21 protein-coding genes are annotated in these 21,239 nt (G+C 67.5%); 17 read left to right on the top strand and 4 right to left on the bottom strand.

Annotated elements, in window-relative coordinates; all coding sequences use genetic code 11:
• Window positions 1-174 precede the first annotated feature (174 nt).
• The 9 genes from AZC_RS14465 to AZC_RS14425 all read left to right on the top strand — a co-directional run bounded on the left by AZC_RS14465 (window position 175) and on the right by AZC_RS14425 (window position 9,202).
• Window positions 175-1,665 carry a 6-hydroxynicotinate reductase gene (locus AZC_RS14465; RefSeq protein WP_043879406.1) on the top strand — a complete coding sequence of 497 codons (1,491 nt, stop codon included), beginning with the start codon at window positions 175-177 and terminating at the stop codon, window positions 1,663-1,665.
• Between the two features lie 32 nt (window positions 1,666-1,697).
• Window positions 1,698-2,624: a UPF0280 family protein gene (locus AZC_RS14460; RefSeq protein WP_081434134.1), complete on the top strand. Its 927-nt coding sequence runs from the start codon at window positions 1,698-1,700 to the stop codon at window positions 2,622-2,624.
• On the top strand, window positions 2,617-3,201 hold the full coding sequence (locus AZC_RS14455) for an amino acid synthesis family protein (RefSeq protein ID WP_043879405.1): 585 nt from the start codon (window positions 2,617-2,619) through the stop codon (window positions 3,199-3,201). Before AZC_RS14460 ends, AZC_RS14455 begins: the two co-directional genes overlap by 8 nt.
• Window positions 3,198-3,782 carry an amino acid synthesis family protein gene (locus AZC_RS14450; protein ID WP_012171319.1) on the top strand — a complete coding sequence of 195 codons (585 nt, stop codon included), beginning with the start codon at window positions 3,198-3,200 and terminating at the stop codon, window positions 3,780-3,782. Before AZC_RS14455 ends, AZC_RS14450 begins: the two co-directional genes overlap by 4 nt.
• Window positions 3,783-3,848: 66 nt before the next feature.
• A complete protein-coding gene (locus AZC_RS14445) occupies window positions 3,849-5,045 on the top strand; it encodes an ABC transporter substrate-binding protein (protein WP_043879404.1) in 1,197 nt (398 codons plus the stop codon).
• 160 nt (window positions 5,046-5,205) lie between these two features.
• Window positions 5,206-7,107 carry an ABC transporter permease gene (locus AZC_RS14440; RefSeq protein WP_043879403.1) on the top strand — a complete coding sequence of 634 codons (1,902 nt, stop codon included), beginning with the start codon at window positions 5,206-5,208 and terminating at the stop codon, window positions 7,105-7,107.
• Window positions 7,104-7,919, top strand: coding sequence for an ABC transporter ATP-binding protein (locus tag AZC_RS14435; RefSeq protein WP_012171316.1), 816 nt, complete (start codon window positions 7,104-7,106; stop codon window positions 7,917-7,919). The genes AZC_RS14440 and AZC_RS14435 overlap by 4 nt, the downstream gene beginning before the upstream one ends.
• Window positions 7,916-8,620 (top strand): ABC transporter ATP-binding protein, encoded by a 705-nt coding sequence (locus AZC_RS14430; protein WP_012171315.1) that lies wholly within the window; start codon window positions 7,916-7,918, stop codon window positions 8,618-8,620. The genes AZC_RS14435 and AZC_RS14430 overlap by 4 nt, the downstream gene beginning before the upstream one ends.
• 114 nt (window positions 8,621-8,734) lie before the next feature.
• On the top strand, window positions 8,735-9,202 hold the full coding sequence (locus AZC_RS14425; protein WP_244421720.1) for a MarR family winged helix-turn-helix transcriptional regulator: 468 nt from the start codon (window positions 8,735-8,737) through the stop codon (window positions 9,200-9,202).
• 64 nt (window positions 9,203-9,266) lie between these two features.
• Here the strand turns inward: AZC_RS14425 and AZC_RS14420 are convergent, their stop codons facing one another.
• Complete coding sequence (locus AZC_RS14420; protein ID WP_052286090.1) at window positions 9,267-9,863, bottom strand: helix-turn-helix domain-containing protein; 597 nt, start codon at window positions 9,861-9,863, stop codon at window positions 9,267-9,269.
• A gap of 571 nt (window positions 9,864-10,434) precedes the next feature.
• Between AZC_RS14420 and AZC_RS14415 the strand changes: the two genes are divergently transcribed.
• The 5 genes from AZC_RS14415 to AZC_RS14395 all read left to right on the top strand — a co-directional run bounded on the left by AZC_RS14415 (window position 10,435) and on the right by AZC_RS14395 (window position 15,928).
• Entirely contained in the window at window positions 10,435-11,748 is a 1,314-nt protein-coding gene (locus tag AZC_RS14415) for an MFS transporter (RefSeq protein ID WP_043879401.1), read from the top strand.
• 57 nt (window positions 11,749-11,805) lie between these two features.
• The gene (locus tag AZC_RS14410) at window positions 11,806-12,315 is read left to right on the top strand and encodes an MOSC domain-containing protein (protein WP_012171311.1); all 510 of its coding nucleotides are present in this window, start codon (window positions 11,806-11,808) and stop codon (window positions 12,313-12,315) included.
• Between the two features lies 1 nt (window position 12,316).
• Window positions 12,317-13,261 (top strand): PDR/VanB family oxidoreductase, encoded by a 945-nt coding sequence (locus AZC_RS14405; protein WP_012171310.1) that lies wholly within the window; start codon window positions 12,317-12,319, stop codon window positions 13,259-13,261.
• Between the two features lie 167 nt (window positions 13,262-13,428).
• Window positions 13,429-14,265 carry a hypothetical protein gene (locus tag AZC_RS14400; protein ID WP_012171309.1) on the top strand — a complete coding sequence of 279 codons (837 nt, stop codon included), beginning with the start codon at window positions 13,429-13,431 and terminating at the stop codon, window positions 14,263-14,265.
• Between the two features lie 274 nt (window positions 14,266-14,539).
• Window positions 14,540-15,928 carry a DUF1254 domain-containing protein gene (locus AZC_RS14395; RefSeq protein WP_043880335.1) on the top strand — a complete coding sequence of 463 codons (1,389 nt, stop codon included), beginning with the start codon at window positions 14,540-14,542 and terminating at the stop codon, window positions 15,926-15,928.
• Window positions 15,929-16,045: 117 nt separating this feature from the next.
• On the opposite strand, the gene AZC_RS14390 is transcribed toward AZC_RS14395, so the two are convergent.
• Complete coding sequence (locus AZC_RS14390; protein ID WP_012171307.1) at window positions 16,046-16,975, bottom strand: LysR substrate-binding domain-containing protein; 930 nt, start codon at window positions 16,973-16,975, stop codon at window positions 16,046-16,048.
• A 124-nt stretch (window positions 16,976-17,099) separates the two neighbouring features.
• On the opposite strand from AZC_RS14390, the gene AZC_RS14385 reads away from it, so the two are divergent.
• From AZC_RS14385 to AZC_RS14375, 3 genes are all read left to right on the top strand, one after another.
• Entirely contained in the window at window positions 17,100-17,900 is an 801-nt protein-coding gene (locus AZC_RS14385) for a type 1 glutamine amidotransferase domain-containing protein (RefSeq protein ID WP_043879400.1), read from the top strand.
• Between the two features lie 67 nt (window positions 17,901-17,967).
• Window positions 17,968-18,264 carry a putative quinol monooxygenase gene (locus AZC_RS14380; RefSeq protein ID WP_043879399.1) on the top strand — a complete coding sequence of 99 codons (297 nt, stop codon included), beginning with the start codon at window positions 17,968-17,970 and terminating at the stop codon, window positions 18,262-18,264.
• A gap of 103 nt (window positions 18,265-18,367) precedes the next feature.
• A complete protein-coding gene (locus tag AZC_RS14375; RefSeq protein WP_012171304.1) occupies window positions 18,368-19,381 on the top strand; it encodes an aldo/keto reductase in 1,014 nt (337 codons plus the stop codon).
• 12 nt (window positions 19,382-19,393) lie between these two features.
• On the opposite strand, the gene AZC_RS14370 is transcribed toward AZC_RS14375, so the two are convergent.
• On the bottom strand, window positions 19,394-20,143 hold the full coding sequence (locus AZC_RS14370) for an aldolase (protein ID WP_012171303.1): 750 nt from the start codon (window positions 20,141-20,143) through the stop codon (window positions 19,394-19,396).
• Between the two features lie 28 nt (window positions 20,144-20,171).
• Entirely contained in the window at window positions 20,172-21,197 is a 1,026-nt protein-coding gene (locus AZC_RS14365) for a LacI family DNA-binding transcriptional regulator (protein WP_043879398.1), read from the bottom strand.
• Window positions 21,198-21,239: the final 42 nt, after the last annotated feature.

Raw genomic sequence — 21,239 nt, 5'->3', positions numbered from 1 at the left:
CAAGCCCTTCATAGCGCGAAAAATGTCAGGCACGCTGCCCTTTCAGGCAGCGTGCCTTTTCCTTGTGCTTGACACGGATGAGGGCGTCTATTTCATTAGTACACATATGAACTGGAGCGCGCGGTTCGCCGCTGCTGCCGATCGGTTCTCCCGTGCCCTGGAGCCTTGAGCGACATGTCCGACGCGACCGCAGCGGCCCGTCCCGCCGATGAGAAGATCCGGTGCGATGCCTGCCCCGTGATGTGCTACATCAAGCCGGGCATGACGGGCGCCTGCGACCGCTACGCCAACCATGCGGGCGAACTGGTCCGGGTCGATCCCCACGTGCTGCTCGACCGCACGCTGGAGCAGGGCGGCAATGTGGTGCCCTTCAATCGCAGCGGCGACTGGGACGGCAAGCTCATCAACGCGCCCGAAACCTTCGTGACCGCAATCGGCGCGGGCACCACCTATCCCGACTACAAGCCCGCGCCCTTCATCGTCTCCTCGCAGGTCGAGGGCGTGGACATGGTGACGGTCGTGACGGAGGGCATCTTCAGCTATTGCGGCGTGAAGGTGAAGATCGACACAGACCGCTATCTCGGCCCGGAGCAGGCGACCGTGCGTGCCGCTGGCGAGCCGGTGGGCCATGTGACCACCAGCGAATACGGCTCGCAGATGCTGTCGCTCGGCGGCGTGCATCACCTCACCGGCGGCGGCAAGAAGGAAGGCCGCGTCACCTGCGAGGCGCTGCTGGACCTTTGCAACGGCAAGGCCGTGGAACTCACCATTGATGACGGCGCGACCGTCATCGTGCAGGCGGGCAAGGCGCCCATCGTCAACGGCATTCCGGAAGAGCGGATGCGGGTGGGCTGCGGCTCGGCCACCATCGGCATGTTCGCCAAGCAGTGGCTTGGCAAGGCGGACGAGGTGGTGGTGGTGGACGACCACATCACCGGCGTCCTCTCCGAGCATCAGGCCGGCAAGCTGCTGGATATTCCCGAGACCGGCATCAAGATGAAGGGCCGGCGCTCGACGCCCGGCCGCTATTTCCAGGTGGCCGAGCCCGGCACCGGCTGGGGTGGCACCAACATTTCCGATCCGCTGTCCATCATCGGCCCCTTCGATGCCAAGGTGGCGAAGCCCGGCCTGCGCCTGTTCTTCATCTCCACCACTGGCGAGCACTCGGCCTATTACGAGCTGGACGAGACGCTGGCGCCCGTTGCGAAGGAGATGCCGGCTGATCTCGTCGCCTCCACCGAGCGGGTGAAGGAGAATTGCGAGCCGGCGCTCTGCACGGTGCTGTTCATGGCTGGCGCCGGCGGCTCGCTGCGCTCGGGCGTGACGGAGAACCCGGTGCGCCTCACCAAATCGGTGAAGGACGCGCTCACCTACGTCACCAGCGGTGGCGCGCCGGTCTATGTCTATCCCGGCGGCGGCATCACCTTCATGGTGGATGTGACGCGCCTGCCGGAGAACGCCTTCGGCTATGTGCCGACCCCGGCATTGGTCGCGCCCATCGAATTCACGCTGCGCCTGTCGGATTACGAGGCTCTGGGCGGCCACATGGACCATGTGCGCCCGGTGGACGGCATTCCGCGCGGCGAGGGGGTGCGCCCTGTGGCGCCGTTCCTTGAGAATCCCTGGCCGCTCGCGCCGCACACCGCCAAGCGTTCGCACGGCTGACGCTGATGCGCGCTGCTCCCTCCTCTAACCCGATCCGGCGGGCGCCCCAGGTGGCGCTGCTGGCCGATGGTCACCGCCTGCATCTGCAGGACGGCCCCATCGACCTCGTGATCGAGGCCGAGGGGTCGGAGCCGGCTGTGCGCGCGGCCTATGCGGCGGCGGTGGAGCGCTTCACAGGTCTGCTGGATGCGTTGTGCGGCGAACTCACCGCCCTGCGCGCACCCGCTTCGCCTGATCTGTGCCCGGTGACGGGGCCGGTGGCCCGGCGCATGTGGGAGGCGGTGGCGCCGTTTGCGGGCGCGCATTTCATCACGCCCATGGCGGCGGTGGCGGGCGCGGTGGCGGAAGAGGTGCTCTCCGCCCTCGTGCGGCCAGGCCTCACCCGCGCCTATGTAAACAATGGCGGCGACATCGCCCTCTATCTGCCGGAGGGCGCGCGTTTTACGGTTGGTCTCGTGGATCGGCCGGATCGCCCGAGCCTCACCGGCACGGCGGTCCTCACCACCGAGAGCCCGGTGCGTGGCGTTGCCACCAGCGGCTGGCGCGGGCGCAGCTTCTCGCTCGGCATTGCCGATGCCGTCACCATTCTCGCCCCTACCGCCGCGCTGGCGGACGCGGCGGCAAGCATCGTCGCCAATGCGGTGGACCTGCCCGGCCATCGCGGTGTGCTGCGCGTGCCCGCCTGCGAACTCCAGCCGGACAGCGACCTCGGCCCCCGCCTTGTGACCCGCGACGTGCCGAGCCTTTCCGCCGCCGAGCGGCGTGAGGCGCTCGGCGCGGGCCTCGCCTGTGCGCAGGATCTGGTGCGGCGCGGCCTCATCTGTGGGGCGGCGCTGCATTTGCAGGGCGATACGGTCGGCACCGGCGCCGCGCTCGCCCATCTCTCCGGTTCCGCGGCCCCGACCGCCGTTCCTCTTTCCGTAACGCCACAACCAGAACAAGGGCGCGCACATGCCTGAGGTGAAGATCCGTAAGCGTCTCATCATCCTTGAGGAGATCCTCCACGAGGGCGGCCCGGTCGCGGCCCAGCCGCGCAAGCGCGGTGCCATCCTGACCGTGATCGAGAACCCCTTCGCCGGCCGCTATGTGGAAGACATCGCCGGTTTCATGGACGATCTGACGCCGCTCGGCGTTGCCATGGCGGGCGATCTTCTGGCCGCGCTCGGCGGCGACAAGAGCGCCATCGACGGCTATGGCAAGGGCGCCATCGTGGGCGCTGCGGGCGAGCTGGAGCACGGCGCGCTGTGGCATGTGCCCGGCGGCTATGCCATGCGAGAGATCCTCGGCGACGCCAAGGCCATCGTGCCTTCCACCAAGAAGGTGGGCGGCCCCGGCACCCGGCTCGACGTGCCGGTGACCCATGTGAACGCCTCCTATGTGCGCAGCCATTTCGACGCCATGGAAGTCGGCGTGCCGGATGGCCCGAAGGCGGACGAGATCGTGCTCGCTCTGGTGATGACCACCGGTCCGCGCGTCCATGCCCGCGTCGGCGGTCTCGCGGCCGACAAGATCAAGGGCGAGGACGGCCTGCGATGAGCGCCAACATTCGCAAGATTGTCACCTTCGTCGAAGAGACCCATACGGAGATGGGCAAGCCCGTCTCCCCGGCCACCCGCCGCGCGGCGGCTGTGGCGGTGATCGAGAACCCCTTCGCCGGGCGCTATGTGGAGGATCTGTCCGACCTCATCGCCATCGGCGAGGAACTGGGCGGCCTCCTGACCGAGCGCGCGGTCGCGGCCCTCGGCATCGAGGGATCGGCGGCGCAGAGCTATGGCAAGGCGGCACTGGTGGGCGAGAATGGCGAGCTGGAGCACGCCGCCGCTTTGCTGCACCCCAAGATGGGCACGCCGGTGCGCAAGGTACTCGGCAAGGGCGCGGCGCTAATTCCTTCGTCCAAGCGCCGGGGTGGCCTCGGCGCCGAGCTGGACATTCCGCTGGGACATAAGGACGCTGCGTTCGTGCGCAGCCACTTCGACGGGATGCAGGTGAGCATCAATGATGCCCCGCGCGCCAATGAGATCGTGGTCGCGGTGGCGGTCACGGATTCCGGCCGGCCGCTGCCGCGCGTCGGTGGATTGAAGGTGGAAGAGATCAAAGGCGAGGACGGCTTGCGTTAAGCTCGCGCCGGCTTCGGCGCACACCATTTGCAGACGGTACGTCGAATAACCAGAGGGGATGACCGTATGAAAAAGGTTTTGGGAGCCGCCTTGGCGGCCACGCTGCTGGCGACGGGGGTCGCGCGGGCGCAGCAGGGTGAGGTCAAGGTTGGCGAGATCAATTCCTATTCCGGCCTGCCGGCCTTCACCGAGCCCTATCGCAAGGGCTGGCAGCTGGCCGTGGAAGAGATCAATGCTTCAGGCGGCGTGCTGGGCAAGAAGTTCGTGGTCGTCTCCAAGGACGACGGCGGCAAGCCCGCCGACGCGGTAACGGCCGCGAACGAGCTGGTGTCGAGCGAAGGGGTGGCCATGCTCACCGGCACCTTCTTCTCCAACATCGGCCTCGCGGTGGCGGATTACGCCAAGCAGAAGAAGGTGCTGTTCCTGGCGGCCGAACCGCTGACCGACGCCATGACCTGGGCGCAGGGCAACAAGTACACCTTCCGCCTGCGGCCCTCGAACTACATGCAGGCCGCCATGCTGGCCGAGGAAGCGGCCAAGCTTCCCGCCAAGAAGTGGGCGACCATTGCGCCGAACTATGAGTACGGCCAGTCCGCCGTCACCGTGTTCAAGCAGCTCCTCTCCGCCAAGCGCCCGGATATCGAGTGGGTGAGCGAGCAGTGGCCGCCGCAGGGCAAGATCGACGCCGGCGCGGTGGTGCAGGCGGTGGCCGCCGCCAAGCCCGACGCCATCTTCAACGTGACCTTCGGCCCCGATCTCGTGAAGCTCGTGCGCGAGGGCAACACCCGTGGCCTGTTCAAGGATCGCCCGGTGGTGAGCCTGCTCACCGGCGAGCCGGAATATCTCGATCCGCTGAAGGACGAGACCCCGGAAGGCTGGATCGTGACCGGCTACCCCTGGTACTCGCTCAAGACCCCTGAGCACGATGCCTTCCTGAAGGCCTATCAGGCGAAGTTCAACGACTATCCGCGCCTCGGCTCCATCGTCGGCTATGCGACCATGAAGGCCGCCGCCGCCATCATCAACAAGGCCGGGTCCACGGACACGGACAAGATGATCGCCGCCGCCGAGGGCATCTCGGTCGCGACCCCGCTCGGCCCGATCACCTTCCGCGCCATCGACCACCAGTCCACGCTCGGCGCCTTCGTCGGCAAGACCTCGGTGAAGGACGGCAAGGGCGTGATGGTGGACACCGTCTATCGCGACGGCGCCGCCTATCTGCCGAGCGACGATGAAGTGAAGAAGCTGCGTCCGCAGAACTGACGCTGGCGGCGGCGCCCGCCCGGCGCCGCCGTTCCCGCCGCCCCTGTCGCGGGCGGCGCTTCAGGCCCGGCCGTGCCGCCCTATGGGCGGGCCGGCGACCCGCGCGGTGCGCGCCCCCGTTTCCAGAGCCCCACACGCCGTTCCAACGAAAGGTCGAGCCGTGGATTTCATCGTCGTCCAGGCCCTCACCGGTCTCGCCAGCGCAGCCTCGCTGTTCCTGGTCGCCTCCGGCCTGTCGATCATCTTCGGCGTCACGCGCATCGTGAACTTCGCCCATGGCGCCTTCTACATGCTCGGCGCCTACATCGCCTTCACCCTCACCGAGGCGCTCTCGGGCACGCTCGGCTTCTGGGGCGGCATCGTGCTCGCCGCCCTCATCGTCGCCGTGCTGGGCGCGGCGCTGGAGATCGTGCTGCTGCGCCGGATCTACCGCGCGCCCGAACTCTTCCAGCTGCTCGCCACCTTCGGCGTGACGCTGATGGTGCAGGACATCGTCATCCTCATCTGGGGCCCGGAAGACCTGATGGGCCGCCGCGCCCCCGGCTTCCGCGGCGCCGTGGACATCATGGGCCAGATGGTGCCCGCCTATGACCTGCTGCTCATCGGCCTCGGCCCGGCCGTGCTCGGCGTGCTGTGGCTGATCTTCCACCGCACCCGCTGGGGTGTGCTGGTGCGCGCGGCGACGCAGGACCGCGACATGGTGGCGGCGCTGGGCGTGAACCAGAAGTGGCTGTTCACCAGCGTCTTCGCCCTCGGCGTTTTCCTCGCCGGCCTCGGCGGCGCGCTCCAGATCCCGCGCGACGCGGTGAGCCATGCCATGGACCTGCGCGTCATCGTGGACGTGTTCGTGGTGGTGGTCATCGGCGGCCTTGGCAGCGTCACCGGCGCCTTCGTGGCGGCCATTCTCGTGTCCGAGCTGAACGCCTTCGGCATTCTCATCTTCCCGAAGATCTCGCTGGTGCTCGTCTTCATCGTGATGGCAGTGGTGCTGGTGATCCGCCCCTACGGCCTGTTCGGCAAGGCGGAAGGGCCGCAGCGCGTGGCCGCCGGCCTCTCCATCCGGCCGTGGCGTCCGTTCACGCAGGCCGAGCGCCTCGCGGTGGCGGCGGCAGTGCTGGTGGCGGCGAGCCTGCCGCTGTTCCTCGGCAACTACATGCTGACGGTCGGCTCGGAAATCCTCGTCTTCGTCCTGTTCGCGGCGAGCCTGCACTTCCTCATGACCGTGGGCGGGCTCTCCTCCTTCGGCCATGCGGCCTATTTCGGCCTTGGCGCCTATGGCGCCGCCTTCATGGTGAAGCTCGCCGGCGCTTCCATGGTGGTGGCGCTCTTGGTCGGCCCCTTCATGGGCTTGGCGGGGGCGGTGCTGTTCGGCTGGTTCGCGGTGCGCCTGTCGGGCGTCTATTTCGCCATGCTGACGCTCGCCTTCGCGCAGATCACCTGGTCCATCGCCTTCCAGTGGGTGGAGGTGACGGGCGGCGATAACGGCATGCTGGGCATCTGGCCGGCGAGCTGGGCGTCGAGCCCGCAGGGCTTCTTCTGGCTGACGCTCGGTGTGGTGGCCATCGGTGTTGCGGTGCTGCGGATGCTCGTCTTCTCGCCCTTCGGCTTCGGCCTTCGGGCAGCGCGGGACAGCGCCCTGCGCTCGGAAGCCATCGGCATCGACCGCAAGAACGTCCAGTGGGCCGCCTTCGTTGTTGCCGGCACCTTCGCGGGCGTGGCCGGCGCCCTGTTCGGCTTCCTCAAGGGCAGCGTCTTCCCCGAGAACCTCGCCATCCCGACCTCGGTGGACGGGCTCGTGATGGTGCTGCTCGGCGGCATCGAGACCGTCTCGGGCGCCGTGGTGGGTGCCATCGTCTACAAGGCGCTGGCCATCTGGCTCATGAGCAAGACGGAGCTCTCCAAGCTCGTGCTCGGCGGCGTCATCGTGCTGCTGGTGGTGGCCTTTCCGAAAGGCATCGTCGGCTTCCTCGAAGACCTGCGCCACCGCCGGCGTCCGCCGACGCCGGACGGGGCGGGGCCGAAGCCGGCCGGTTATGTCGCCAAGGTGGAGGCTGCGGAATGACCACGCTGCTGCAAGTGGAAGGGCTCGCCAAGTCCTATGGCGGTGTTCATGCGGTGCGCGGCGTCTCCTTCAGCCTTAAGGCGGGACGCATCCTCGCGCTGATCGGCCCGAACGGCGCCGGCAAGAGCACCTGCTTCAACATGCTGAATGGCCAGATCAAGCCCAATGCCGGCGCGATCCGGCTGAACGGCGAGGACATCACCGGACTGCCGCCCCGCACCGTGTGGCGGCGCGGGGTGGGGCGCACCTTCCAGATCACCGCCACCTTCCCCTCCATGACGGTGCGGGAGAATGTGCAGGTGGCGCTGCTCTCCTTTCACCACAAGCTCTGGGCCGCCTTCCGCTATGCGGGCGCGGCCTATCGCGCCGAGGCCGACCGCCTGCTGGCGCTGGTGGGCATGGAGGCACAGGCCGCCCGCCCGTGCGGCGAACTCGCCTATGGCGACCTGAAGCGGCTGGAGCTTGCCATCGCGCTCGCCAATGAGCCGAAGCTCCTCCTCATGGACGAGCCCACCGCCGGCATGGCGCCGAAGGAGCGCGTGGACCTCATGCGCCTCACTGCCACCATCGCGCGGGAGAAGGCCATCGGCGTGCTCTTCACCGAGCATGACATGGACGTCGTGTTCGAGCATTCCGATAGCGTGATGGTGCTCAATCGCGGCGAGCTGATTGCCACCGGCACGCCGGAAGAGGTGCGCCGCGATCCGCACGTGCGGGCCATCTATCTGGGCGAGGGCCTGCTCTACGACGCCAAACATAAGGACGCGGAACCGCACAAGGACGCCGAACAGCAGAAGGGGAGCGCGGCATGAAGCTCGAAGTCTCCGGGCTCAACAGCCATTACGGGCCGGCCCACATCCTGTTCGACGTCGGCTTCGAGGTGGGGGCGGGCGAGGTGGTTGCGCTGCTCGGCCGCAATGGCGCGGGGAAGAGCACGACCTTCCGCTCCGTGGTGGGCCTCGTGTCCCAGCGTAGCGGACAGATCCGCTTCGATGGCGAGGACGTCTCCCGCCTGCCCACTTACGAGATCGTACGGCGGGGGCTCGGCTATGTGCCGGAGGACCGGCGCATTTTCACCGAACTGACGGTGGAGGAGAATTTCACCGTCGGCCGGCAGCCGGCGCGGCCCGGCGTCGCCACCTGGACGCCGGAGCGCATCTACGAGATTTTCCCGAATCTCGGCGAGATGCGCAAACGCCCCGGCGGCCAGATGAGCGGCGGCGAGCAGCAGATGCTGACCATCGGCCGCACGCTGATGGGCAATCCCTCTCTCGTGCTGCTGGACGAGCCCTCCGAAGGCCTCGCGCCCAAGATCGTGGAACAGATGGCCGATGCCATCCTGACCATGAAGCGGGAAGGGCTCTCCATCGTCATCTCCGAGCAGAACCTGCACTTCGCCAAGCTGATTTCGGACCGCGCCTACATCATCGAGAAGGGGCGGATGCGCTTTTCCGGCACCATGGCGGAGCTGGAGGCCAATCCGGAGATCCGCGACGCCTATCTCGCCGTCTGAGGTCCATCTTCGACATGCGCGACTGGTGACATCAGTCGCTAATTTTGATGGAGCATGTTGATATCGTATTGCGATTAAATGCGATGCGAACAGGTTGCGGGGAGAGGGCGAGGGGTGAGCAAGACAACCGAGACGGCTGTTCGCCGTCGCCGCGCCAAAGCGCCGGCAGATCCCGCTTATGTCCTTGATGCGCAGGTCGGCTTCCTGCTTCGGCAGGTGGTGCAGCGGCACACGGTCATCTTCGGCGCCAAGATGGGGGAGGACCTCACCTCCACCCAGTGGGCGGCGCTTGCGAAGCTCCATGAGAAGGGGCCGTGCTCGCAGAACCTGCTGGGCCGCATGACCGCCATGGATGCGGCCACCATCAAGGGCGTGGTGGATCGGCTGGTGAAGCGCAAGCTGGTGGAAACGCGACCGGACCCGGAAGACGGGCGCCGTCTCGTGGTGGCGCTGACCGCCGAAGGTACGGCGCTGACGGAAAAGTCCATTCCGCTTGCGCTCGACATCACCGAAGAGACGCTGGCCCCCCTCGATGCGACCGAACGGGCGCAACTCGTGAGCCTGCTGGAGCGCCTGCGCTAGCCGACATCCGCGCGCCGTCGAACCCACAGCGCTGCCTTGAATCAATGAGGGGTTACCTGCCGGCTCAGCTGGTGGGCTCCGCTGCCGCCGGCGGAGAGGCTGGCAGGGCGATGACCACCAGCACCTGGGCCTTCTCCCGTCCGAGGCTGCGGACCTCGTGCTTGATCTCGCCCTCGAAATAGAGCGAATCGCCCGGTCCCAGTTCCATGTCCTCCGAGCCGAGCCGGATGGAAACCCGGCCGGAAACCACGAACAGGAATTCCTCGCCGCCGTGCGCCCAGCGCGGATCGATGCGCCCGCCCGGCTTGAAGGCGGGCGTCAGCAGGAAGGGGTCCATCATCTTGCGGGCCCGTCGGGCCGCGAGCGGCATCAGGCCAAAGGTGCCGTCCTCGAGCGCGCGGGCATCACCGTGCCGGGTCAAGGTGTAGCGGGCCGTGGGAGCGGCGTTGAGGTCGAACAGCTGGGCGATATTCACCCCGAGCGCTGTTGCCACCCGCAGCAGGGCGGTGATGGACGGCGTCTTGAGCCCGCGCTCCACCAGCGAAAGGTAGCCGCGCGTCAGCGCACTCTCCGCCGCAAGACGGTCGAGGGTCATCCCCCGTTCCTGCCGGAGCTGCCGCAGGTTGGGCCCGAGACGGTCCGCATTGCTGGCATCGAGCACGCGCATTCTCCCACAAGCGGACGCGGTGCCGAGGCGGCATCCCGAGCCCGTCACGCCGCTTGTACAGATGTGTTTTCCGTGAGGAAATATGTGTCAGTGTCGCGCACGGTTTTGTGCAGATGTGACAGCTTGGGGCCGTTTGGCTGTCTGAAAAAGATGCAAACGACTGGCATCTGCAATCCGGCGTCAGGACCGGCATTCTCGGGTGCTTGATTTCCCTCAGTAAACATGGTGCCCTTGTGCCAGATGGTAGCCGGCACCTGGGCGAGGGTCCAGACGGCAGGCGATCAAGAGCGGTGAAGGGCGAGCGGGCCGCCGGTGCGCATGCACCCGCACGCCCGGTGGCGCCCTTGTACCGATCATCCAGCGCAAAGGCGACCGGTGCTGCCGGCCGCCCCGTTCTCGGGCAGGCACCGGTCGCCGGCTCAAGCGTGATCAGATGAACAATACCGGCGAACCCTCGCCGGAGCGGCTCCGCGCGTCAGCGCCGGATGCCCGCCTGCCCGGACGCAGAAGCCGGACAGGCAACGACCCCGCGTGCGCGTCCCAACGACCTTCCAGAGAGGCATTCATGACGTATACCGGCACCCTGGCGCCGCCCTCGGCGGCAGTTGAACGCAACGAGATGCGCCGCATCGTCTGGTCGTCCGTCATCGGCACGGCCGTCGAGTGGTACGACTTCCTCATCTATGCGGCAGCGACCGCCCTCGTCTTCAACAAGCTGTTCTTCCCGGTGGGCGATCCGGCACTCGCCACCATCGCCGCCTTCGGCACCTATGCGGTGGGCTTCCTGGCCCGGCCGCTCGGCGCTGCCATTTTCGGCCATTATGGTGACAAGCTGGGCCGCAAGGCCATGCTCGCCACCACCATCGTCATCATGGGGCTCGGCACCTTCTGCATCGGCCTCCTGCCGACTTACGAGCAGATCGGCATCGCCGCTCCCATTCTGCTGCTGATCCTGCGCTTTCTCCAGGGCATCGGCATCGGCGGCGAGTGGGGCGGGGCGGTGCTCATGGTGGTGGAGAATGCGCCGGCCAAGCGCCGCGGCCTCTTTGGCTCCATGGTGCAGGTGGGCAACCCCATCGGCAATCTCGCCGCCATCGGCATCTTCGCCCTCGTCTCGCAACTGCCCGACAGCGCCTTCCTGTCCTGGGGGTGGCGGCTGCCGTTCCTGCTCTCCATCGTCCTCATCGCGGTCGGTCTCTTCATCCGGCTGAAGCTGGACGAGACGCCCGCCTTCCGCGAGATGAAGGCGAAGAACGCCTGTGCCCAGGCGCCCCTCGTCGAGATCTTCCGCGATCACCGCCGCCCCTTCTTCACCGCCGTGGGCCTGAAGATCGCCGAAATCTCCTACGCCTCCATCGCCGGCGTCTTCGTCATCTCCTATGCCACCGTCCAGCTCGGCATGCCGCGCTCCACCATTCTCAACGGCGTCTGGCTCTCCTCCTTCATCGCGCTGTTCACCATCCCGCTGTTCGGCTGGATGTCGGACAAACTCGGTCGAAAGACCATGTTCTTCCTGAGCTGCCTGTTCTGCGCCGGCTTCGCCTTTCCCATGTTCTCGCTGCTTGAGACCCGCGATCCGGCCATCGTCACGGCGACCATCGTGGTGGCCATCTCCTGCGGCCAGATGGTGATGTTCGGCATCGGCGCCCCCTGGTACTCGGAGCTGTTCACGGCGCGGCTGCGCTATTCCGGCGCCTCGCTGGGCTTCCAGATCGGGGCGGCGCTGTCCGGCGGGCTCACACCCTTCATTGCGGCGGCGCTGATGCAGTGGAGCGGCGGCGGCACCTGGCCCATCTCGCTCTATCTCATCGGCTGTGCGCTCATCACCGCTTTCGCTACCTTCATGGCGCCGGAGACGGCGCGCAAGGAAATGATCTGACGCTTCCCGGTCCCGGGAGAGCGATCTCCCGGGCCTCGATCCGAAAGGCCCAAGGACATGCTCAGTCTGCAACCCGCCATCGAGACGCCGGCCCCCGCTTTCGTCGGCGTCGTGCGCCACCTGCACATCACCGCCCGCGCCTTCCTGCCGATGCGCGCCATGGAGGAAATCCATCTCGTCGCCGGCAAGGGCATCGAGGGCGATCGCTACATGATCGGCCGCGAAGAGGGCTTCTATTCCGACCGGCCGGAGGAAGGCCGGCAGGTCACGCTGTTCGAGATGGAGACGCTCGACGCCCTCCTGCGCGACCACAAGATCGAACTGAAGCCGGAGGACCACCGCCGCAACGTGACGGTGGAGGGCGTGCCGCTGAACCATCTGGTCGGCCGCCGCTTCTGGCTGGGGGAGACGCTGCTTGAGGCCACGCGCCTTTCCGTGCCCTGCCGGCACATCGAGGAGATCACCGGCAAGGCGATCTTTGATCCCTTGATCAACCGCTCCGGCCTCAACTGCCGCATCCTCGAAGGCGGCACGGTGCGGATCGGTGATCTGGTGCGGAACATCTGACATGCGGCGACACGGTGCGATCCTGACCCGCGTGAGCGCCATCGAGGATGCGGGCGAGGAGGTCAAGCGCTTCACCCTTCGGGATCCCGAGGGGTGGGATCTTCCCCCGGCGCGGCCCGGCGGCCATGTGGACCTTTATCTCCCCGGAGGCCTCACACGCACGTATTCCCTGTGCGGAGACCCGGCGCAGCGGGACCGCTATGTGGTCGCGGTGAAGCGCGAGGCGGAGGGCCGGGGCGGCTCCATCCGGCTGCACGACGCTGTGAGCGTGGGGCATGAGATGCACGTGGGCCTGCCGCGCGGCGGCGTGCCGCTCGGGCCCGGCTTTCAGCTTTTCATCGCAGGCGGGATCGGGGTCACGCCCTTCCTCTCGGCGGCCGCGGCGCTGTTGGCACAGGGGCGGGAGGACTTCCACCTGCACGTGGCGAGCCGGGGTGCCCCGCCGCTGGCGGACCAGCTCGCCCCGCTGCTCGAACGCGGCCTCGCGTCGGTTCACGATACGACGCAGGCACCGCGGCGGGCTGTCTCCGACGTCATCAGGGGGGCGCCGGGAGAGGCTTCCCTCGCCTGCTGCGGTCCGCTGTCCATGCTGGATGACGTCGCGGCGGCCACCGAGGGATGGCCGGCCGAGCGGGTGCATCTGGAGCGCTTCGTGCCGCCGCCCCTCGTGCCCGATCCGGATGCGCGGGACTATCGGCTGGTGCTGGCGAAGCGGGGCATCGAACTCGACGTGCCCGCCGGAGCCAACATGGCCGACGCGCTGGCGGCAGCGGGCGTGCAGGTGCCGGTCTCCTGCGGTGGCGGCATCTGTGGCACCTGCGCCGTTGTCTATCTTGAGGGCCAGCCCCTGCACCGCGACCGCTGCCTGTCCCAGACCGAGCGCGCGAGCCGGCTTATGCCGTGTGTGGCCCAATCGGCGGGCGAACGGCTGGTGCTGGACCTGTGATCCGAGGGGAGCGACGGAAGAGGCGATGTCGGAAAGCCACACTCGTCCACAACCAGAGGGTGAGGGTGGGGATTCTTGACCCAAACGGTATCGCATTTTGCGTTTTTGGGCTTTAGATACCTCCATGTCGCTTTCCGGAAGCGGAAGGTCGGTTCGGGGGGACCGGGATGCGGGTTTGGCGTTGCGGGCGGCTGTTGGCCGCAGTTGTGGGTCTGGTGTGCGGGCTGGGCCTGTGGGGCGCGTCGGCATCGGCGGCGGATGTGTCGCCGTCCCGGGCGAGCGTTCCGGTGGTCGTCCCGGCCACTCCGTCCGGCTGGACCTATCAGGCGACACTCTATCTGTGGGGCACCAGCCTCACCGGTGACGTGGGCGTCCGCAATCTGCCGACGAACCATGTGAACGTCGGCTTTTCCGACATTCTCAACAATCTCAACGGCGCCTTCATGGGCTCCTTCCTCGCCAAGAACGGCGATTGGATGCTGCTGGCGGACCTGATCTGGGCCGACATTGGCGCCGACAAGACGCTGAACGTCGCAAACAATCCGCGCCTCTCCTATTCGCAGAAGCTGACCATCGCCTCCGGCATTGCGGGCTATCGCCTGCCGGTCAGCACGCCCAATTTCGATGTCTATGCCACGGCCGGCTTCCGCTATCAGCGCCTGACGGCCGACATGACGCTCACGTCCGGCCTCGTGCCGCTTGCGGCCGGCGGCTCCGAGACGAAGGAGTGGCTGGATCCCATCGTCGGTTTCGCCGCCACCTACCGGGTCAACGAGCGCTGGTTCGTCAATGCGCTGGCGGATATCGGCGGCTTCGGCGTCGGCTCGGAGCTGACCACGCAGGGCTTCCTGTCGGTGGGTTATTTCTGGACGCCGCAGGTCTCGAGCGCGCTCGGCTATCGCGTGCTCTACACCGATTATCGCTCGGTCAGCGGCCCCAATTCCGACTTTCGCTACGACGTGACCATCCACGGCCCGTTCGCGAGCATCGCCTACCACTTCTGAGCGTCCGCGTTTGATCCAGCCCATGGCTGCCGTGGCCCCCGACGGCATCATGGGACGACATCCTGTCCGCGATGGCGGAAGCCGATGGGCGTCGCACCCCCTCGGCGGTCCGGCCGTCACATGCGGCGGAGGTCGACAGGGCTCGGCATTGTGCCGGGTGCGACCTGCGCCTTGAGCGAGCAAGAGGGGGAAACCAATGGAAACTCGAGCAATTCTGCATCTTGCAGCGCGTCCGCTGCGGACGGCGGCCGCCGCGCTGGCGCTCGGCTGCGCCATGCCCGCGCTTCTGCCCCTGTGCGCCGTCACACCGGCGCTTGCCGCGCCCGCCGAGCAGCTTCAGGAGCTGGCGGTGGATGCCTATCTCTATTTCTATCCGCTGGTCACCATGGATGTGACACGCAAGCAGCTGACCAACCTGCCGAAGGGCGCCGGCATCGGCGGGCCGGCCAACAGCTTCGTCAACGTGCCGGCCTTCCCGAGCGCGGACATGCGCGCCGTGGTGCGCCCGAACTTCGATACGCTCTATTCCTCCGCCTGGCTCGACCTGACGCAGGGGCCGATCGTCGTCTCCGTGCCGGATACGGACGGGCGCTATTATCTGCTTCCGATGATGGACATGTGGACGGACGTGTTCGCCTCGCCCGGCTCGCGCACCACCGGCACCAAGGCGGGCAACTTCCTCGTCACCCCGCCCGGCTGGACGGGTACGGCGCCTGAGGGTGTCACGCGCATCGGCGCCACCACCCCGTTCATCTGGATCATCGGCCGGACCAAGACCGACGGCCCGGCGGACTATCCGGCCGTGCACAAGATCCAGGCCGGCTTCAAGCTCACCCCGCTCGCCTACTGGGGCAAGGGGCCTGCGCCGGAGCCCGAGCAGAAGATCGATGCATCCGTGGATGTGAAGACGCCGCCGAAGATCCAGGTGGACACCATGCCGGGGCCCGCCTTCTTCGCCTATGCGGCGGAGCTCCTGAAGCTGCATCCGCCCCACGCCACGGACCAGCCCATCATCGCGCAGCTGAAGCGCCTCGGCATCGAGCCAGGACAGAGCCTCGATCCGTCCAAGCTTCCGCCGGAAACCCGTGCGGCCATGGAGGCGGCACCGGAGAAGGCGCAGCATCTCATGCTCTGGAAACTGCCGACGCTGGCGCGGGTGGTGAACAACTGGTCACTGAACACTGATACCATGGGCGTCTATGGTAATTATTATCTGAAGCGCGCCATCGTCGCGCAGGTGGGCCTCGGCGCGAACGTGCCGCAGGATGCGGTCTATCCGATGGCCCTGCTCGACGGGCAGAACCAGCCGCTCGATGGCGTCAATGCCTACCGCATCCGCTTCGAGAAAGGCGCGGTGCCGCCGGTGGACGCCTTCTGGTCCATCACGCTCTACGACAAGGACGGCTTCCAGGTGGCCAATCCGCTCAACCGCTTCGCGGTGAGCAGCTGGATGCCGCTGAAGACCGATCCTGACGGCGGTCTCACCCTCTTTATCCAGGCGGACAATCCCGGCAAGGAGCGGGAGGCCAACTGGCTGCCCGCGCCGAAGGGGCCGTTCAACCTGACCATGCGGCTCTATGCGCCGCGCTCGGACGTGCTGACCGGACGCTGGGTGCCTCCGGCGGTGGAGAAACAGCCGGCCACGGCGCTCCTGCCGCAGTGAGGCCGGAAGCGTCCGAAGTCGGGGGCGCCCTGCAATTGCGGGCGCCGTGCGTCCAGGTCTGGGCACGGCGCCTGCGTCACGGGAGATGCAGAAGCGTTTGTCCCGACCCGGCCCTCTTCAGGGCGCATCCTCCGGTGCGGGGGCGGTTCCTGCCGCCTCCCGTGCCACCTCTGCGATGAGCGTGCGCAGCCAGCGGTGGGCGGGATCGTGCCGGTAGCGCACGTGCCAGGCCATGTCGACGGGAAAGGTGCCGAGGTCCACCGGGGCCGGAACGAACTTCAGCCGCGTATCATGTGCGAGGCGCGCGCAGATGAGGCGGGGCAGGGTGGCGCAATAATCCGTCACCGCGATCATCTCGGGAACGGCCAGGAAGTGGGTGACGGACACCGCCACGTCCCGCTTCAGGCCATGGCGCTCCAGCACCTGGAACAGGCCGGCACGCAGGCGGCCGGGCGGCAGCACATTGACATGCCGCAGGCGCTCGTAAGTCTCCCGCGTCAGGACATCGCCCACGTCCGGATGGTCGGCCCGCACGACGCAGGCGAGGCCATCGTCCATCAGGTGCTGCACCACGAGATTGTCCTGAACCTCCACGAAGCGGCCGATGGCCATGGCCGTGGTCCCGGAGATGACCCCGGTTTCGGACAGGTCGCTGCCATAGGGCGTCAGGCGCAGGCTGATGCCGGGCGCAACCGCCCGGAGCCGCGCCACGACGGTAGGGATCAGCGCAAACTCCGCATAGGAGTTCGGCGCGATCGTCATCAGCCGCTCGGCCTCGGCCGGCTCGAAGGCCTGCTGGCCATGGACCACCTCGTCGATCTGCGCGAGCGCGGCCCGCAGCACGGGCGCCAGTTCCAGCGCCAAAGGCGTCGGCTGGATGCCGTAACGTTCGCGGATGAACAGGGGATCGCGCATCACCACGCGCAGGCGCGCCAGAGCGTTGGACAGCGCCGGCTGCGTCATGCCGAGTCGTTCGGCGGCTCGTGTGACGCTGCGCTCCTCCATGAGGGTCACGAAAACCGGCAGGAGATTGAGATCGTAGCGCATGAGTTATAATCTCATGCGAATATCTTATCTCATAGAAATAAATTTCTAGAATATGTTCGTATGGCGCATGGTCTGCCCATCCAAGCCGGGTCACCTGATCCGGCCCGACCAAACGGAGGCAGTCATGAGCAAGGGCAAGGTTCTGGTCCTCGGGTCCAACGCCACCCGCATCGAGATCCGCGGCGGCGGCTGGGCTGCCACGGGCCAGTATCTGAACGAGACGGTGGTGCCGGCCATGGCCGTGATCGCGGCAGGCTATGACGTCGTGCTGGCGACGCCCGACGGTACCCGTCCCCATATCGATCCGGCGTCCGACTCGGCGGTTCATTTCGAGGGCGACGAGGCGGCCTATGGGCGCGCCAAGGCCTTCTATGCCGAGCACCCGGCGATGACCAACGTGCGCACATTGCGTGCTGTGATCGAGGAGGGCCTCGACGCCTATGCGGGCGTTTTCGTTCCCGGCGGGCAGGCTCCGGTGGTCGATCTGATGCAGGACGCGGACGTCGGCTTCATCCTGCGGCATTTCCATGAGCGGGCGAAGCCCACCGCCCTGCTGTGCCATGGTCCCATCGTGGTCGCCGCCGCCATGCCCCATGCGCGCGAGTTCCGCGCGGCGCTCATTGCCGACGATGTGGCGAAGGCGCGTGACTGGGCGCGCGGCTGGCAGTATGCGGGCTACCGCATGACGGTCTTCTCCAACAGCGAGGAGAAGGTGGTGGAGGAACACGTCCTGAAGGCCCGCCTTCACTTCAGCATGGTGGATGCGCTCACCGTTGCGGGCGGCGCGGTGGAGACGACCGCCGTGGACTTCGAGCCCAACGTCATTGTCGATCGTGAACTTATTACCGGCCAGAATCCCCGCTCCGACCATCTCGTGGGGCAGAGACTGGTCGAGGCGCTGGAGCGCGCCGCCGCCCGTTTATGAACCGGCCATCGAGGCGGAAGCGAATGGCCGCTCCCGCCGCTTGCCGAATGCTGAAGGAACAGAACCGATGTCGAATCCCGTCAAGATCGTGGCGATCCTCGCGGCCCGTCCGGGCAAGGCCGAGGAACTGAGGGCGCTGCTCTCGTCGATGGCGCCGCTCTGCCGCGCCGAGGCCGGCAACCTGCGCTGGGACATCTGGCAGGATCAGGCGGTGCCCGGCCGCTTCGTGCTCGATGAGCTCTATGTCAGCGACGCCGCCGTGGCCGCCCACCGCCAGACGCCGCATTTCCTCGATTACATCTCCCGCATCAACGATCTCGCTGAGCGCAATTCGCAACTGCTCGACCCTGTGGACGTTGTGTGAGGGTGCGGGCCGCGCAGGCCCGCACATTCTCCCCTGATATCTCCGCTGCCAGATCGCGGCCCTCGCGCCGTGTGCAGCGCCCTATTCGCATGAGGACAGGACCATGGCACTCAAGGATATTCTCCCCGGCCGTCTCGGCTTCGGTGCGGCGCCGCTGGGCAACATGTTCCGCGACATTCCGGAGACGGAAGCTCTGGCGACGGTCGAAGCCGCATGGAATGACGGCATCCGCTATTTCGACACCGCGCCGCTCTATGGCGCGGGCCTTGCGGAAATTCGCATGGGCGAGGCGCTCGCCGGCCGCCCGCGGGCGGATTATGTGATCAGCACCAAGGTCGGCCGGGTGATCCTCGACGAGGTCGAGGAGATGAGCGCCCGCGACCTCGGCGAGAAGGGCGATGTCTTCAAATACGGCCGCCCGAACAAGATCGTGAACGACTACACGGCCGATGCCACGCTTCGGTCCATCGAGGACAGTCTCAAGCGGCTGAAGACCGATCACGTGGACATCGTCTTCGTGCATGACGTGGCCCAGGATTTCTGGGGCGACGCCTGGCTCGGCCGCTTCGAAGAAGCCCGCACCGGCGCCTTCAGGGTGCTGGACCGGCTTCGGGATGAAGGCGTGATCAAGGCCTGGGGCCTCGGCGTCAACAAGGTGGAACCCATCGAGCTGCTGCTGGGGCTCGAGGGGCCGAAGCCGGACGCCTTCCTTCTCGCCGGCCGCTACACGCTGCTCGATCATTCCCGCGCCCTTCAGCGGGTGATGCCGCAGGTGGCCGAGCGCGGCCTCGGCATCGTCGTGGGCGGTCCCTACAGCTCGGGCGCTCTGGTGGGCGGGCCGAACTTCGAATATGCGCCCATCACCCCGGCCATGGCGCAGAGGGTGGCCCGGATCAAAGGCATTGCCGACCGGCACGGGGTGAGCATGAAGGCGGCGGGCCTGCAATTCTCCCTCGCCAATCCGGCGGTCGCCGCGGTCATTCCCGGTGCCAGCCGCCCCGCGCGCATTGCCGAGGATGGCGCTGCGCTGCGCGAGGTCGTTCCGGCCGACTTCTGGCGGGAGCTGCGGACGGCGGGTCTCGTCGATCCGGCCGCGCCGCTCCCCGGCGGCGCGTGAGGCCGGCTGCTCTCAATCCTCGGCGGGTTCGCGTGCGATCCCGCCGAGAAAGCCGAAGCCGTGTGTCGGGCAATCGGGCGCGCGGCATTGCCGGTCCAGCGCGTCGGGATCGGCGATCTCGCACTTGAAGGTGGTGACGAGGTCATCGACCTGCGCCCGCGAGAGATAGCGCGGGTTCACGTTCCGGGTGAGGAGATAGAGCTTGGCGGTCTCCTCCAGTTCCTCCGTGGCGAAGACGGCGGCTTCCAGGCTCTCGCCCGCCACCACCGGTCCGTGGTTCGACAGCAGGACGGATGAATACCGGCCGGCCAACCCCTTGATGGCGTCGGCCACCGCCGGATCGCCGGGCCGGTAGTAGGGCACGAGGGCGGTCTGTCCGGCGCGCATCAGATAATAGGGCGTCAGCGGCGGCAGGGCCGAGCGCGGGTCGATCTCCGGCAGCAGCGTCAGCGCCACCGCGTGGGTGGAGTGCAGGTGCACCACCGCGCGGGCGGAACCGCGCGTCTCGTAGAGCGCGGCGTGGAGCGGGATTTCCTTGGTGGGCTTGTCGCCCGAGAGCAGGGTGCCGGAAGCATCGAGGCGCGAGAGGCGGGCCGGGTCGAGATGGCCGAGGGAGGCATTGGTGGGCGTCACCAGCCAGCCGCCATCCTCCAGCCGCACCGAGATGTTGCCCGATGAGCCGGGGGTAAGCCCGCGCTCGAACAGTGAACGCGCGAAGCGGCAGATGTCGTCCCGCAGGGCATTTTCGTCGGCGGTGCTCATGGCCGTCTCCCGTGGCTGGATGTGAACCTCAGGCGGTAGCGCCCGCAATGAGTTCGAAGCCGAGATCGATGCGCTGGGCCGGGGCGTTGCGAGCGGCGAGGCGGGCTGCTGTGGCGCCGATTTCGACCCGCGGCGTGCGGATGGTCGAGAGTGGCTGGGGCAGCGCCTGACCGATGCCGAGGCCGTTGTAGCCGAACAGTGCCAGTTGGTCCGGCACTCGGATACCGCGTGACAGACACAGGCAATAGCCCCCGAAGGCCATGTCGTCATTGGAGAAATAGACTGCTTCAAGGTCCGGCCGACGGGCGAGTGCCTGCTCCAGTCCCGCGCGCCCGGCCTCGATGGAGGACAGCGTGGGCAAGGTCGAACGCTCCATGAGGGCGAGGCCCTGGTCCCGCAGCACGCCCTCGAAGCCCTCGAGGCGCTTGGCGGCGCGTGTGTCGGCGGCAAGATCGTGGCCCACATAGGCGATCCGGCGATAGCCCCGCGCCAGCAGGTGCCGGGCACTGACGCGGCCGACCTCCAGATTGGAGAAGCCCACCGCAATGTCGATGGGCTCGCCGTCGAGATCCATCAGTTCGATGATGCGTGTGCCCCCGGCCTCCAGAAGCGCGCGCGCCGCGGGCGTGTGTTCGAGGCCCGCCACCATCAGCGCGGCGGGCCGCCAGGCGAGCATGGAGGCGACCATCTCTTCCTCGCGGGCCATCTTGTATTCGCTGACCGCGAACACCGCCTGATAGCCCTCGTCCTCAAGCGCCTGGTTCACGCCGCTCAACACCTCCGGAAAGACGATGTTGGACAGCGAGGGCACGATGATGCCAACCAGACGCGACCCGGAGGAGGCCAGCGTGCCCGCGATCCGGTTGGGCACATAGCCGAGCTGGGCGGCGGCCTCCATCACACGCTTGCGGGTCTTCTCGGAAAAGGAGCCGTGGTTGCGGAGCACGCGCGACACCGTGCTTTCGCCCACGCCCGCCGCCGAGGCGACGTCCGCAAGGGTGGCGGCGGGGGCGCGGACGGGAAACGCGGTCACAGGGGCACTCCGGCAGGTCATACGGCCAACGGGCGGCACCATCCCACGTCGCAGGCACAGCCG

Origin of the sequence: Azorhizobium caulinodans ORS 571 (assembly GCF_000010525.1) — a bacterium.
Lineage (GTDB): Bacteria > Pseudomonadota > Alphaproteobacteria > Rhizobiales > Xanthobacteraceae > Azorhizobium > Azorhizobium caulinodans.
The sequence above is the reverse complement of the archived record's forward strand: the minus strand, read 5'-3'. Positions and strand labels throughout refer to the sequence as shown.